The following is a 15006-nucleotide window of genomic DNA, read 5'->3' on the forward strand; positions in this document are numbered from 1 at the left end:
CCACGGGTTAATGGCTTCGCCCGTTACGTAGGTTGTGCGCGCACACATGCGCACAACCACCAGACCAAACCGAACCGAACTCGCAACGCGCTCAGCCGCGCGTAGGCGACGACTATCAAGAGTGATCGTGTCTCACAGCGAAGCGGTGCGCCACTGCGCTTCACCATCGCAACGACAGGCGTAGCCACGCACCTTAACGTCGCAACGCTAGGCGCAACCGTGCCCCTCGCCGTCGCACTCGCGCGCGCTCCGCGACTCACTCCGCTGCTCATCGCGGACAGCGGTCAAGCCACATCCATGTAGCTTGCACCCCCAGCCAAACAAACGCACACGGTGCGTTTCCCTCGCCCCCTAGCGCACACAACAGTGTGCGCGGTCGCCTGGGGAGCAAGCTATATGATAATGGTACCATTATCAGGCTTGCAGGTAGACACGTGGTTCTACCTGGGGCACACTAGGAGTGTGATCCCTTCGGGTCGCTACGCTGAGGAGACTGAGACTGATGAGTGGGTCGGACAAGCCGGATAGGCAGCGCGTTGCATCGCGCGATGTTCGTCGCGCTCCCCGATCGATTAACGGCCTTCAGCGTTCGTCGTTGCGTGTTCACCTCACAAGTAAAGAGCGGGCGTTGCTTGAAGCTAAGGCGAACAATCAAGGCTGGTCACTCTCTCGCACTCTCGTCCACGCTGCGTTGCATCCAGCTTCGGCACAAGAAATTGATACCGACAATCTTGCAGAGGTTATTACCGACTTGCGCGATTACCGTCGCAAGCTCACCGGCTTGGCTAACAACCTCAACCAGCTCACTCGCTACGCTCACGCGAAACAGGAACTGCCTAAACATATTGATGATGTGCTAGGCCAGGTTGAGCGTAGCGTTGATGAGATCAACTATTTGCTTGCGAGTGTGCGCCGATGATGCCCAACATTGTTGATGGTGGCGACACTGGTGGTCTCATGCGTTACCTGGTTGGTCCTGGACGCGCGAACGAACATGTCGAGCCGCACTTGGTGGCTGGCTCAAGGACGATCATGAACAGGTGGGGCGACTGGTCAGAACTGTCGCTTGCTCAAGCAAGCGAGATAGCGAACTATCTCGACTCATTCATGCACGAGACCGAACGCTTCGTTAGCGGACCTATCCGCAAGTTTGATCCTGAAATGGGTAAGACACGCGTCGCTGATTACGGTCCAAACCACGTGTGGCACTGTTCTTTGTCCCTGTCCCCCGATGAGGGTCCATTGTCTGAGGACAAGTGGGTGGCAATCGCGCGCGACTTCATGGACGAGATGGAGTTCACCGCCGCGTCAGGCAAGGCTGAGTGCCGGTGGGTGGCGATCCATCACGGCACGTCTAAGAACGGTGGGGATCACATTCACATTGCCGCGAACATTGTTCGCGAGGACGGCACGAGGTGGAACTCGTGGAACGATCAACCACGTAGCCAGCGCGCGTGCAACACGCTTGAGCACAAGTACGGGCTACGCATTGTTGAGTCGCGCGAACACGCGCGCAGCTCCAAGTGTGACAGCGCTCAAGCACTCAACGCTGCACGGCGCGCGGGCAAGCAGGTGACCGACCGGGCCGCGCTTGAGTCACGCTTGCGCGCAGCATCTAAGGCTGCGACTAGCGAGGTGGACTTCATTGCCCGCGCCCGTGGCCTGGGCGTGAGGTTGCGCCCACGCTTTGCTAAGGGACGCACCGATGTGGTGGTGGGCTACTCGGCTGCGCTGCACACTAAGCCGGGCGTCAAGACGCAATGGTATGCGGGCGGTTCCATCGCGCGTGACCTCACGCTGCGGGCGCTGCGTGATCGTTGGCCAGACACTATCGAGTCCGCCACTGACGCGGTGGGCGCGTGGCAAGACGCATGGAAGGGCATGCCCCTGTCAGGCGGCCGCCGCTCATACACGAGGGAGGAATGGCTTGGCCACAAGCGCGGCCTGGACATCTACCGCGACCAGCTGAGCAACGTTGATCCAACTGATCGGCTTGGTCTTGCTAACGCCACTAATGATGTGGCTGGTCTACTCGCTGCCGCTGCACAGCAACCAGACTTAAGCGATGAGATGCGAGGCGCGTTGGACTACTGTGCGCGCCAAGTGGGGCGTAGCGGGCAACTCAAACAACGGCCCGCACAAAAGAGTGGGACAAGCCCGTGGGTTGTCCTTGGAGCCCAACTGCTGAGCACCGCTGTTACTCCAAAGAACAGTGAAGTCTCCTACGCGCTTGCCCTGGTGGCAACGATGGAGCTAGTAAAAGCGTTGGCCGACCTATACCGGCAAGCCCAACAGGCCAACACTGCGGCCGCAATGCTGCGTGACACGCGCGGCGTGTACGAGCGCGTGCGCATGGAAGCCCCCTATCTGCAAGCCACTACGCAGTTGCAGGCTGAGCCGGTGCCTTTGCAGCAAGACACGCTCCCGGAAATCACGACTGAGCCGGAGCCGCCACTTTCACCTGAGCAGATCATCGAGCCGGCAGTGGCGCGGGCCAGCGTAGGTGAAGAGGCGGAGATTGAGCGTATCGGCCAGCGCACCCCTTGGCTTGCCACTCCCCAAGGCTTTACCACTCCAACAGAGCACAGTGATAACCCTGACGGTAATAGCCATCGTGACTACATCGCTGAAATGCACCAAAACTTGAACGCGAACGACGACAGTAGCAACAGTGATGAAACGCCGAAACGTCAGCGGCCGCTACCTGGTATTGGAGAGGTGCCGCAGATTAAGAAGGTGGACCATCCAACCCGTCACCCGAAGATGCCAACTTGGCAGCCACCCGAGCGCGGGCGTGGCCGCTCCCGCTAGTGCGCGCACAACCTACGCAGTAGGTATGAGCAACGAAGAACAAACCCCAGACTTGTACTACCCCACCCTGGACGAGTTCGTACGTGATTTTCTTGTGCGCATCTACGAGCGCGCCTTACCTAAAGGGCGGATGACGTGGTGCCCGCAATGGTGGAAACATGACGAAGCGGTCTACCGCCTACAAGCCTTATGGCATGCGTGGGAGCACATGCGTGTCAACGCCGGGCCAGTAGCATCTGCACAGTGGCTGGTGAGCTACGCTGACCCGATCATGACGGTACTACTCGACAATGACGGCCCCTTCAAAGGCTGTAGCGTCGAGGGCGGGCATCGCGACATGCGGCCTCACCCTGATGGGGAGCTTCCTTGTGAGCCAGCCGATCCTGACATTTTCAAACCGCGCGAATAACATTAGCGGCCGACACTACCTAGTGTCGGCCGCCTCCAGTTCGTGCTTGCTACATGTGGCGGGTCTGTACACGCACCGCCTTCTTACTTGGCACTCGCGCGGGAGTAGTGTTCGTCTTACCGCTCTTGCGCGTGGCCATCCTAGCGGGCTGGTGTAGTCCCGTGTCGGCAGTCATCGCCGCGCGCACCGCCTGCGGGTCTGCTCCCTGATCGAGCAAAGACTGGGCGTGCGCCTGTCGGGCCTGCATCGTATCCCACGCCACCTCAGCGCCGCGCCCGGCATGCTTGGCCTCGCTCATCTCTTTCACCGCTACGCCTTCTGCACCCTCGCTAGACTCGCCCGCCTTGAGCTCCTGCCTCGCCTCGCGCCCTTCTCGGCCTTCAACGCCCGCCTGACGCTGAGCGTGAGCGGCCATGCCAACGGCTTCGGCGTACATCTGCTCAGCTGCTTGAATGTCGGGATAAATATCGCGCACCCGCTGCGCGATATGAGCGTCCCCGTCTAGCCACTGGGATAAGTCTTTTTGCCAGAGACTATTGAGCCAATCCGGGGCAGTGTCCTTCTGCTCTTGCACGTAGTCCAAGATCGCCTCGGCCCGATCCTGGCCCACCATCTGATAGTCCCCGTCCTGATAGGCCCGGTACAACACTTCTTGCACGGCCGGTTTTAACTCGGCCGCGTCCTCACCATCGAGCACGGGAGCGTCCTTCAGTGCCTCGTCCACACTGGGAATATCACCTGGTCTTGCCAGCGGGCCGTGAACGTCAATGCCCCACCGCTCTTTAGCCTCCCTCTCACACCTGCGCGCAGCTAACTCTGCCTGGGGGTCAATATCGCTAAAACGGCGTGCCACCCCGTAAACGTAGGCTGCGTCATCTTCGACGGCGGTGTGCCACCACTTATCGTCAAGGGCTTGAGAGTAAACCTTTTGCGCTAACAGGCGCTCATCCTCAATCGCCCTTCGCAACGCTCTCTCATGCTGGACTGAGGATTGTTCAGCCTTGCGTAAGGCTTGTTCTCTGCGCATGGCCATGAAACGGCCCACCGCCATCGCTACCCGCCATGCGCGCACCATTTCCGCGCTGGTCTCATTCAACACGTGATCTGCCATAGTATTCTCCCTTAACTACTTGCCCGGCTGATAATCTTCCTGGTCCCAAAACGGGATCAGTCGCACCAAAGTGGCTACCGCGCCCGACGCGAACACCCACGCCCTGCCTTGCGGTAGTGCCTGCAAGTCCGACACGGTGGCAATAGGCCGCTGTTGGGATGCCTTAGATGTTGAATACGACCTGCCCTGAGAAGAACTTGAAATCTGGGTAGAGTCCACCCAATGTGTACCAATCAGTTCTGAGAGGTTGCGCAAAAAGTCTGGCTCTGACACGCCACCGCCATACACCTTCACATTCGCGGCCGACCAAAGGGCCTTCATGCCCTTATCGCCCCACACTCGCTCACCCTGACTCCACGACTGCAACACCGTGTCTACACACAGCCCGCGAGAACCAAAATGGGAATACTGCGAGGGCAGTTCGTTCCACCGACACACATTCGCGGCCTCGTCCAACTCGATCAGCATGGGAGTAGCCAACCTGCCGCCCGCCTGGCTAGTGGCGTAGGCCGTGGCCGCTTCAACCACGGCCACGGTAAGCGGGGTGACAATCTGGGTTGCACTGCCGCGTCCTTCTTGCGACAAGCAATACAAGGTTTGCTTGGTCTTAACGAACTCGCTTGGGTGAAACTCGGGCACGCCCTTGACGGGGGTGACCCAACGCATGAGACGCGTGTTATTCAAAAAGTGCATGATCCGCACCGCGCCACCATACACACTGCCGCGCGTTTCAGCGGGCATACCCATAAACCCTTCCAGGCTAGTAGCAGCTTTCAACAGATCATCTCGCACGTCATCCTCAGCGCACTCGCCTGCAAGGCTGCGGAGCAACAGAACCGGCTCATCATTAGTCTGGTCAGCCAACCACGTGTGCAAAGCCGTAATGGGCTTGCCTGCCGTGGCGGCCGCTAACAGCATCGGGGCAATCAGTTGGCACGCCCACTGATCCCACATGTCGTTGCCGTCCTTATTCGACACGTCCTCAGCAGATAAAAACATGTCCGCCAACGCGCCTGCCTGCACATAATCAGTCACGTACGACAGCGGGTTCCACCACCACGACTGTTCCTCCCCAGCGAGGCCTTGAGGGTCAAACACCCACTCTTGTTCACCCGTGGCCTGAGCACGACGCGTGCGGGTCTCATCTACTATGTCCCGTTTGTTCGACGTGGCCACAACCGCGCCAGGAGCAGCGAAAATGCGCGGCACCACCCACGAGGTGGTCTTACCTGTACGCGGCCCTGCAATCGTGATACACACGTCCTCAAACGATGACATAACCGGTATCCCACCAGCCACCGTGCGACCCACCGGGAATCCGAGGGCACCACTCACGCCTAAACGCTTCGCTTTAGCGGCCACAGCCGCCTTCGTGATCGGCTCAATATCTTTACCCCTACCAGCCCACTGCGCGGCCTCATCACCGCGCCTAGAGCGCTTAGAGCGGCGTGGAAGTGCCAGAACCAGACCAGTAAGGACAAGGATGAGGAGGGCAACGCCTACCCCGCCAATCCACCAATACACTTCGCCGGTCGGGTCAAGCCGGCCCTGAAACACCTCGATCATGAGAGTAAACGGGTTCCACGAAACCCCGTCTACCCCGCGCCAGAGCGCCCAAGCGTGTGCGCCAAGAGTGATAAGCAGGCTAGCTGCGCCCACAATGGCGATAAAGACCGCCATTACAACAGTGGACGGCTCCCACGTGGATACATCATCGCGCGCACTCATCTTCTTTTGTTCCACCGTTGGTTCGTATCCGACAAGGCAGCCTCCCCCGCTACGAAACGCACCTGGAACGGTGTGCCCGGAGCGTTCGAGGTTTTCAACATGAACTTGCCCATGCCAAGAGGCGGGGCGTCCCTACCCGTGGTGGGGTCGTACGTGCCCGGAGCATTCCACGAGGTCAGCATCGACTTTTCCTTCTCAGTCAAAGAAAACACGCCCTCCAACAACTCCATCTCACGGGCGGGCAGACCACCCAAAAACAGCATTTTCGACCGCTCAACAAACCCCAAGGCTTTCAGCCGGTCTGCCGGGGAAGCCAGAGCGTTAAAATCTGCCATCGAGTGCGTGACCATCAGCTGGCCCACACCCACCGTGCGGTTCAGACGAGTAAGAGAGTCAATACGCTCAACCAAGCCCGATGAGGCGCGCAAAATACGCCACAGCTCATCCATGACAATCTTGTAACGCCGCCTCGGAGCAACACCCGCATCAGCCAGTGTCTGCGCGATCTCCACGGTCGCAAACCCGTACGACCACGTAGCAAGCAACAACGCGGCCTGTAGGTCCTCTGAGGCTTCCTTAAATGCGGACACGTCAAACACTACGGAACGATCCATCATCATCGGCGTTGTAGTCTCCACCGCGAATAGACCGCCAAAGCGGCCCGACAACAAAGCCATGAGCGACGCTTCCAAGCTCTCGGTGACCGTCCGGTAATGGTTAATATCGCCGCGATCCAGTGCGGCTGCGCGGAGCTCATCTGGAGCGGAGCGCACAACCTCCAAAAGGTCAGCCAACACTACTGGCCGATCATAGGTCTCCAAAATACGGATAGCCTCGTCAACAATCGTCTCCTCCCTATCTGAAGGTGGCGTACGACGAATAATGTGGATGAGGGAGCACACCATGTCTTTCTTACGCTCATGGGCTGCGGCCAGGAGCTTGTCACGATCCTCAAACTTGCCTGCCGCTTCCAACAACTCCACGGCCTCACGGACGTTGCCAGCATCGAGTGGGTTAATACCCGCACCACCATGCTCAATACTGATGACTTGCCCGCCAAGGGCTTCAATCAACGCCACATAGTCTGGCTTAATATCGCCCAGAACCATCGTGTGCACCCCGAACCCGGCTGAAGCGGTAATCATGCGCCGAACCAGAGAGGACTTACCCAAACCGTTCAAGCCGAGCACCATTGCCGAAGGGGCACTAATCAAACCGCGCTCAAACCATGAGATTTCGTCGGCGCACACTGCTCCCCCACCATGCAAGGCCCGACCAAGGGGCGCTCCCACTAAAGCCGTGTTCGACCCCACGATGAAAGGGAACATGCCACACACTTGTTTCGACGTGGCGCGCCACGGCTGGATCAGCGGCTGATTAGCTACCGTGCCAGAACCAGGCTTGCCCCTACTGCTAGTAGTGGTAGAGCTGGTGAAAAGGGCTGATACCAGGTCAGTTACAAAAGCCACGCCTACCAGCCTCCAGACAATGCCTGCGAAGCCGGGCGAAGCCCTAAAGGTAGGCCGAGTGCGAACGCGCTATCCTGCGCGCCATAAGCCGGGCGCACCAAAAGACGTGAAGAAGCGGCCAACGCCTGGACCGCGCTAGAAGTATCATCAAGCTCATCGGCACTCGTTGTAGCGCTAATAATCAGCGCGAAATCCAACAAGCCCGCGCCCGACGCTTCCTCATCAGCCACCTGCTGAGCTGCACGAAGCTCCCTACGCGCAGTAGCGGTAGGCCGAGGCGTGTTCTCCACCCGCGCGGCCGCGCGGTTCACATCCGCATCCGCCGCCCCTGGAGCCTTGGCCGCATCCAAAGGCCGGTACACAATAGTGACGCGCTTGCGCTGCACGTCACGAGACGGCTCTAAAATCTTGCGTAGCACGCCAGATTGGACATACCCGCGCGCAGGCCTCGACATCACCCACGTGCGTGAAAGACCCGAATCGTGCCGGTAATGATCCCACTGGGCCACAGCTCTCATAGGCCCGGCATCCTCCCACGTCAAAGCAACGTCCTCACCAGCATTCGCTGCCTGCTCAAACAAGGCTTCACTCGCCGGATCAAACGCCACGCGCGTGAGCTGACACACCTCACGCGCGGTCAAAAGATGCACCCCGCCCGCGCCCGTGCCCATCAGCGTTTGAGTAAGACCCGGCAAGTCCGAAGAAATACGTGAAACAACTTGCGGACGTTTCTTAGCCGAAGCGCCCATCTTAGACGGGTCAAACGTGAGCGTAATCCACGCGCGCACCCTCGCCGCACCCTGCCCATAATCATCGACCACACGGGTCAGAATCTGGCGGGCTACCAGCGGGGCCTGATCGCTCATGCGAGCACCCACCTCGCGGCGAAGCCGATCCCCACTATCAGGAATCGTCTCCACACACACGCTGGCCTGAGCCACGCCCATTTGCCCGCCCAAATCACCAAGCCACATGCCCCACAATGCCACCTGGTGATCCACCGTGTCCTGATCGGTCAAACCGCCCCCCTCAGGTGAGACAGACATGACCACGCTGAGCGTGCCATCCCCATGCTCAACCAAACCATAGGGACGCTCATAAGAGTCCTTATGCTCACTCAGACGCGAGCCGTACAACATTCCAGGTAGGTGGCACTTACCCTGCGTTGGATCAACCGCAAGACCACCAGAAGCATGAATGTTCGACTTCCTACGCGCCGCCCGCCGAAAACGCATCTTTTGCCTCATCCTTTCTAAAACCGACACTCCGTGCACGTCGCGCGTAATCACAAGCAACACTCCGCCTGCCCACGCCACGGCGACAAGGGCTGCCACCATCACGCCTTTGGACATGGCCACCACCGACACCACGGCCAGGCCAAGCAAAACAATCAGCGACTCACCAAAACCGAGCTTGCCAAGCCCTGCGCGACGTGGAACCCGCCAGTTGCCGTACGTGCGAACCTTTACCGCCTCATCACTCACCACTGAGCCTCCTGCCCACCATTAGGCCCGCCACCAGCCGTATCTGCCGCCTCACTCGCACCCGATGGGGCCTGCCCGCCCGCGCTAGGCACCGCATCTTGCCCGCTAGCACCCGGCTGGCCACTAGCTCCAGACGGTCCTGTAGCGCCGTCTTGACCGTTAGACCCAGAAGCTCCCGCCAGCCCTGAAACACCAGGCGAACTATTCTCGCCGCCGCCAGGCGAACCACCCGAAGCTACGCTATTGATTGCCCCGTGAGCTGATTGGGCTGCGCCAAGGGCAGCGCCTGCTACTTCGGTAGCGCCACCACTAGCGGCCGCACCCGCGCCCCTGGCGACCGTCATCGCGCCAGTAGCTAGAACCGCGCCCGCACCAGCACCAGCGCCAGAACCGCCACTACTGAGCGCTTCAGTGGCTGGAACCATGAAAGTAATCAGTGCGGGCAACGACAGTACCGCCAAAATCATCATGATTACCCCGGTAATGAAACGAGTAAGCTCATCACCATCAGCAATAGACCACGACTCGCCCTGCACCAGCTTGATTGCCACCGCGTAAATGATTGACGCGGCCGGTTTGAACATTAAGAACGCGAAAAACCAGGCGATGATCTTGCTCAGCCATGCCCTACCCCACTTGGTAGAAAACGCTCCCGCCGCCACAGGCATGATCCCAACCAGCAAAATCAGCATCGATGAGCGGATAAACATCAGGCCAATCTGCACCAGGTTTGCCACCAGTGCACCCAAGCCGCCCACGATCAAAATCGTTAGCCCCAGGCCACCGTTAATACCAGTGACGTTGAGAATCTTGACGCCAAACTGTCCTGCATCACCATCTATAACCAAGCCAATAACCCACGTGGAAAACTCATCTGAGGCCTCCACCAGTAGCTGGCCTGCGCCAACAGAAACACTGGAAACCAAAGCGAGAGCTAACAGGGCGTGCAAGACGTTCATCGCACCCTCGCCGCGCTTAGAAAGGGCCAAGTGAATACCAGCGACCATAAACGAGCCGATAGCTAAAGCCAGTACGAGGAGACGAGTGGTGGAATGGATGAAACCAACCGCAGAATCGGCTCCAGTCAGGCTAGGCGTGCCAACGCCTAGCCATACCGTGCCGACTTTCAGCAACGTGGCCGACACGTCCTGAATGATGTTGAACGCCCACTGGGCAATAATGTTCTCACTCGCCTCAGTCGCGGCCTCGCTAATTTTGCACGATAACTCCCAGAAATGACACATTTACGCGCCCCACTCCACGAACCCCTCTAAAGGCAGCGAATCAATAATCCGCTCACCCCACGAATCAGTAGACGGAGCCTCCACCTTCCAATCCCCGCCCTGCCACACCAGCACCACCGGGAACCCCATCATCTTGTCGGGAGAGGCCACGGGTGAAACAGCGAGAACCACCATCGCGTTATCAGGGCCGCGATCTTCATACTTAAACCCGTGAATCATCACAGGCGAACCAGTCTCGCCCTGCCACTGACTCTTAATCTGAGACTCCAACCGATCCCGATTAGGCCCTGTAGCCATGAGCGTAGGCACCACCTCATCGAGGCGTTCCTTCGATGAAAACCACGTGACGAAGTTAGCCGACGCAAGAATCGCTCCAGACGGGGTGTGCGCAAAACAATGCGAAACGCCCTCCGTCACGCCCGGCCCATACCCGTCAACATGTGGCACCTGAATACGATCACCAACATCGATCGGCACAGACGGCAAGGCCTGAGATGGAACCACCTGGTCATGGGCGACAAGCCCGCACACTGAATCAGACTCAGGTAGCCCCGCGTCCTCGACCAGGCCAGACTGGGCCTGGCCCCCACTTTCCTGCCTAGTAGATGAGACTTCAACAGGCTTATCACCGCCGACCTCGCGAGCGTTCTCGCGGGTAAACAATAAGAACGCCAACCCCACAATCAAAGCGACAAGCAGCAAGGCAGAAACAATAAACCCTGGGCGAACCAGACTATTAACAGCCTTTTCTTCCTCCGCCATCACAGCAGTGCTTTCGCTAAAGCCGCAGCCGCTGCGATCACGACCGCGCCCATAATCACAAACCCGATACGGCGCACGTTCTCATTACCCATGCCACGCTCATTAGAAACCGCGAGCATAATGCCACCAATAATGAAGCCCACAATCACCGTTGCCCCGGCAATCCACATCAGCCAGTTCAACACCGTCGACACCTTATCCACCACGCCAGGGGGAGCCACAGGAACCGGGTTGAGCTCCAAACCAGCCAAGCCAGCTACCAAGCGTGCCTTACCCGCACCAATCAGGGCAGTACCCCTAGAAAAAACCGTCATCAGACTTCCTTTCCAATCACAGACAAATCTTTCAAAACCTTGCGAACCTCACGCGAAACAGGGGCCTCCCACGCCAGTTGGGCGCGCCACGCGGCCTGGAACGACACCAGCCACACGCGCGGAAACGCCCCCTCTATCCGCTTACGTAGCTCCACCAGCTCTTTAACCGGCCTGCCCGGCGCGTCCGCAGACAACACCAAGCCCGCCAACTCCACGCGCTCTACCTGGCCAGAAGCCCACTGGATAGCGGCCGACTGCGCGGCCCGAAGCCCCACAAAACTATTGCGAGCAACCACCACCGCGCGAGTAAACCCACTCGGATCAGGCCAACCCACGCCAGCATCGCCAGCGCCAAGAAGCCTCGCCCACGACGTGGCCCCAGCCCCACCATGAGCAGCAACCACCCACAGCGGACACTCCTGGCCCTGAGCCGAAACAATCGGCAACCCGCCCGTCATCGACACCTGTGCACCCGGCTTCCACACCCGCGCCCGCACCGGCCTTTCCGGCGCGGGCGACTGCACAGGCATGACAGGCGGGCTAGCCCACGGATTTGCTTCACTCATGTGCGCTCCCTTCTACGTACTACGTAGAACGTGCGCACACACCCAAAACAAGGACGAGAAATGACCGCCTGGCCACCCATCACCATCACCCAAAACACTGACGGCACCATCACCATCGCCAGCGCCGGCATCACCCAAGCCCAACTACCACCAGGACAAGACGCACAGAGGCAAGCCATGAACGTCGCTGCCTCCATCGCCAAACACTACGGGCGCACCCTCCCCGTGACCGCCAGCGGCCCAGACGGCACCTACCACATGAGCATCCACCCAAACGGAGACATAGACACCCACCACACCGACAACGCGGAAACCCCCACCACCGACAACGCCAGCAATGCCAGCAATGCCGGAGTTGCCAGCAACCTTGCCCGCGACGAACTAGACCACACTCAGCCCCTGCCCCAAACCCTGCACAAACAAGCCACCCTTCCACCCCAAAGGCCACCAGAGCCACAAAGAGTAGAAGAAACTATTGCCCCAGGGCCTCAAGGCATTAACAGAAAAACGCCTCAGGAAAAAGCAGAACCTGCAACGCACAACCCAGGTGACAGCAAGGATAAGCCGGCCCGAATCAAACGGTTAAAGCTCATCGTGGCCACACTCATCATCCTCATGACGCTAGCGGTCATATTCAGTGTGCGCATGCTACAACCAGGTGGCGGAAAACCCAGCGAACCAACCGGGCAGCCAAGCGCGCCGGTTTCGACTCAAGAAACCGACAAACCCACACCCCAGTCTGAGACCCAACCGCAATCAGCACCCCAACCAGAACCTGCACCCACGCCGGAACCAGCACCAGCACCAGAACCCGAACCAGAACTCACACCAGCACCCTCGCCAGAACCAGCACCCACGCCGGCTCCAGCACCAGCCCCAGCACCTGCTCCGGCTCCTGCTGGAGTGACATCAATGAACACCTCGGTAAACACCAGCGGAGGCGGAGCCGCACACTTCGCAATCAATCTTTCAGGCAGCGGCTACGCCACATGCAGCATCAGCATCGGCGGAACCGGTGGGGCGGCAAGCACCTCAATCCCCGGAACCGCATACGCCACCGTTAGTGGCATCCCACTCGGCACACAATCATGGACCACCAGCTGCGACGGCCTAGCAAACTCGGGCACCATCACCATCTACTAACCGGAGAAACCAACACATGCAACAACTCGAACACCACAACGAATACATCGTCACTTTCGAGGGCACAACCCCCGACCAGGCCGGAAGTAGATACTTCATCGCCCACGACTACGCCACAGCTCAAACCGTGGGAACACAACTGGCCTACCAATACGGCTTTGACCCAAACGAAAACAGAATCTTCTACCGCATCCTCATCACCGTCGCCACAAACACGGTCGAAGTAGGACAAGACACCAACTACGAAGAAGTCATCCAACAAATCAACGACGAATTCAAACCCCTATAAAAACCAAAAAGCAGAGTGCCAATTTGGCACTCTGCCCACACTCCCTATAGTGGCACGCGTCACATTAACTAGGCTGCGGGGGTAAGAGCCTCAACCACCTCGCGAGCCGCTAACGCTAATGATTCATCATCAGCATCCAAAATACTACCCTTCACGCCACGGCGAGAGCCAACTAACATCGTCATCCACGCCCTGCCCGCATCCGGGCTCACACCAAGATCAGATAAACGCGGATCAACACCAGCTGCCCGGTGCCGCCTTGACGCATCACTCACCGCCAGTTCAGCCACGCGAAGCGTGCCCGCCCACGCCAAGGTCTCACTCATACCCGCATCGATCAAGGCCTCAACCAGTCGAGCAAGCGGGCCGGAAAAATCATCGACCGACACCCACACCTCACCCTCCTGGCCCATACCAGGACGCAAACCCATCTCAGGCATCATCGCTGGCTCCACCAGCTCCTCCACGCCACGAGCATCATCACGAGCAAAACAACGCCGGTTCACAATCGTTGTCCACACCGCCCACGGGCTAGAAGCCTCAACAAGCTGCTCAGTGCACGTTATCGCCACCTCCCACGCGATCCCATACGTGTCACACGCCGCTTCGGAATACGACATGCCCGAAAACTGCATACCCCTTGAAATCGCGCTAGAAAACTGGCGCGCACCCACCTGGTGCAACGTCGCCGCCAAACACTGAGCCGCAGCCCCACGCCAACCCTCAGACGCGGCCTGCTCAAGAGTCCTGCGCAAACCCTCATTATCCGAAATACGCAAAGCCACAGTGCTCTCGCACGCCTGAGCGCCCGACTCAACTACTACCCCAGCCTCGCGAACATCATCACTGACAATCGCTTGGCTACGAGTAGTCACCCAATGCAAAACAAACCTTGACGAAGCCTGCTTACCGCCCCGATAGCGCATCTTTCGAGAAAGCACGCCGCGCTCCTCCAACCCAGCTAACGCGCGAAACACGCTACGGCGCGCCACGCCCGTAGCCTCCACCAGGTGCTCAACCGCGCAAATCACCACGCCCCGAGCATCAGCCAAACGGGCAAGCTCAAACAACACCAGCGACTGCGACGGGGTTAAACCCTTCACGCCACGCGCCCACACCGGCCACGACACACTCACGCCGACTCACCACCCAGCAAGACAGCGTGACGCTCCTGCGCCAAATGCAACTGCTCCACGCGAGACGCCTCCGGGTTCTCAGACACAACCTGGCTCCACGCCTGATCCCACAACGGATCAACATCCCCAGGCTCAACCAGGGCCGCAAGAGCCTCAATGCGCTCTTGACGCGCGCGCTCCGCCTGGCGCTCACGCTCACGACGCACACGCGGATCCTCATCCGCACTACGCGCCGGGGGCTGGCCCTTGAGCACATTCGCCCGAAGCCTGTAACACACCAAGGCCGGCAAACGACCAACATTGGGCGGCAAAGCCTGATCCATCACCTGGCGAATCTGGGCCGGTTGCCAACCCGCGTCCACGCACTCACGCAACACCCGCGCCACCGCAACAGCGCCCGTAGCATCCAGCACCCTCAAGGGCGGTGGCAGGCACTCCGCGATCAACTCCGCATCCGCCACCCCCAACGGCGAATCAATCTCGACTTCCACACCAGACCCAACCGAACCAAAAAACTCACCCTCGCACCCCACAGGCGCT

15 protein-coding genes are annotated in these 15006 nt (G+C 59.3%); 5 read left to right on the plus strand and 10 right to left on the minus strand.

Annotation, left to right across the window (positions count from 1 at the left end):
- Positions 1 to 502: 502 nt before the first annotated feature.
- From mobC to QP503_RS01305, 3 genes are read left to right on the plus strand one after another with little or no spacing between them, the layout of a single operon-like run.
- On the plus strand, positions 503 to 919 hold the full coding sequence (gene mobC, locus QP503_RS01295; RefSeq protein WP_285101043.1) for a plasmid mobilization relaxosome protein MobC: 417 nt from the start codon (positions 503 to 505) through the stop codon (positions 917 to 919).
- Complete coding sequence (locus QP503_RS01300) at positions 916 to 2811, plus strand: relaxase/mobilization nuclease domain-containing protein (RefSeq protein ID WP_285101045.1); 1896 nt, start codon at positions 916 to 918, stop codon at positions 2809 to 2811. Before mobC ends, QP503_RS01300 begins: the two co-directional genes overlap by 4 nt.
- 25 nt (positions 2812 to 2836) lie before the next feature.
- On the plus strand, positions 2837 to 3220 hold the full coding sequence (locus tag QP503_RS01305; RefSeq protein WP_040318430.1) for a DUF4913 domain-containing protein: 384 nt from the start codon (positions 2837 to 2839) through the stop codon (positions 3218 to 3220).
- Between the two features lie 49 nt (positions 3221 to 3269).
- Here QP503_RS01305 and QP503_RS01310 read toward each other — a convergent pair whose 3' ends face one another.
- The 8 genes from QP503_RS01310 to QP503_RS01345 all read right to left on the minus strand — a co-directional run bounded on the left by QP503_RS01310 (position 3270) and on the right by QP503_RS01345 (position 11898).
- Entirely contained in the window at positions 3270 to 4331 is a 1062-nt protein-coding gene (locus QP503_RS01310) for a hypothetical protein (RefSeq protein WP_285101049.1), read from the minus strand.
- Positions 4332 to 4346: 15 nt separating this feature from the next.
- A complete protein-coding gene (locus QP503_RS01315; RefSeq protein WP_285101051.1) occupies positions 4347 to 6074 on the minus strand; it encodes a type IV secretory system conjugative DNA transfer family protein in 1728 nt (575 codons plus the stop codon).
- Positions 6056 to 7387, minus strand: coding sequence for a putative type IV secretion/conjugal transfer ATPase (locus QP503_RS01320; protein WP_131367595.1), 1332 nt, complete (start codon positions 7385 to 7387; stop codon positions 6056 to 6058). Before QP503_RS01320 ends, QP503_RS01315 begins: the two co-directional genes overlap by 19 nt.
- Before the next feature lie 143 nt (positions 7388 to 7530).
- Entirely contained in the window at positions 7531 to 9012 is a 1482-nt protein-coding gene (locus tag QP503_RS01325) for an SCO6880 family protein (protein ID WP_131367596.1), read from the minus strand.
- A complete protein-coding gene (locus tag QP503_RS01330) occupies positions 9009 to 10256 on the minus strand; it encodes a collagen-like triple helix repeat-containing protein (protein ID WP_285101053.1) in 1248 nt (415 codons plus the stop codon). The genes QP503_RS01325 and QP503_RS01330 overlap by 4 nt, the downstream gene beginning before the upstream one ends.
- Positions 10257 to 11018 (minus strand): DUF8175 domain-containg protein, encoded by a 762-nt coding sequence (locus QP503_RS01335; RefSeq protein ID WP_285067579.1) that lies wholly within the window; start codon positions 11016 to 11018, stop codon positions 10257 to 10259.
- Positions 11018 to 11332, minus strand: coding sequence for a hypothetical protein (locus QP503_RS01340; RefSeq protein ID WP_006680489.1), 315 nt, complete (start codon positions 11330 to 11332; stop codon positions 11018 to 11020). Before QP503_RS01340 ends, QP503_RS01335 begins: the two co-directional genes overlap by 1 nt.
- Complete coding sequence (locus QP503_RS01345) at positions 11332 to 11898, minus strand: DUF6668 family protein (protein ID WP_006680490.1); 567 nt, start codon at positions 11896 to 11898, stop codon at positions 11332 to 11334. The genes QP503_RS01340 and QP503_RS01345 overlap by 1 nt, the downstream gene beginning before the upstream one ends.
- 60 nt (positions 11899 to 11958) lie before the next feature.
- On the opposite strand from QP503_RS01345, the gene QP503_RS01350 reads away from it, so the two are divergent.
- The gene (locus tag QP503_RS01350; protein WP_285101055.1) at positions 11959 to 13041 is read left to right on the plus strand and encodes a hypothetical protein; all 1083 of its coding nucleotides are present in this window, start codon (positions 11959 to 11961) and stop codon (positions 13039 to 13041) included.
- A 16-nt stretch (positions 13042 to 13057) separates the two neighbouring features.
- Positions 13058 to 13330: a hypothetical protein gene (locus QP503_RS01355; protein WP_285024170.1), complete on the plus strand. Its 273-nt coding sequence runs from the start codon at positions 13058 to 13060 to the stop codon at positions 13328 to 13330.
- A gap of 68 nt (positions 13331 to 13398) precedes the next feature.
- On the opposite strand, the gene QP503_RS01360 is transcribed toward QP503_RS01355, so the two are convergent.
- Together QP503_RS01360 and QP503_RS01365 are read right to left on the minus strand one after the other, a co-directional pair.
- Entirely contained in the window at positions 13399 to 14466 is a 1068-nt protein-coding gene (locus QP503_RS01360) for a MarR family transcriptional regulator (RefSeq protein ID WP_285101057.1), read from the minus strand.
- Positions 14463 to 15006, minus strand: a 544-nt coding sequence (locus QP503_RS01365) for a hypothetical protein (RefSeq protein ID WP_285101059.1), incomplete at its 5' end; no start/stop codon positions are given. The genes QP503_RS01360 and QP503_RS01365, both read right to left, overlap by 4 nt.

The sequence above is a fragment of the Pauljensenia sp. UMB0895 genome, assembly GCF_030218905.1.
Classification (GTDB): domain Bacteria; phylum Actinomycetota; class Actinomycetes; order Actinomycetales; family Actinomycetaceae; genus Pauljensenia; species Pauljensenia turicensis_A.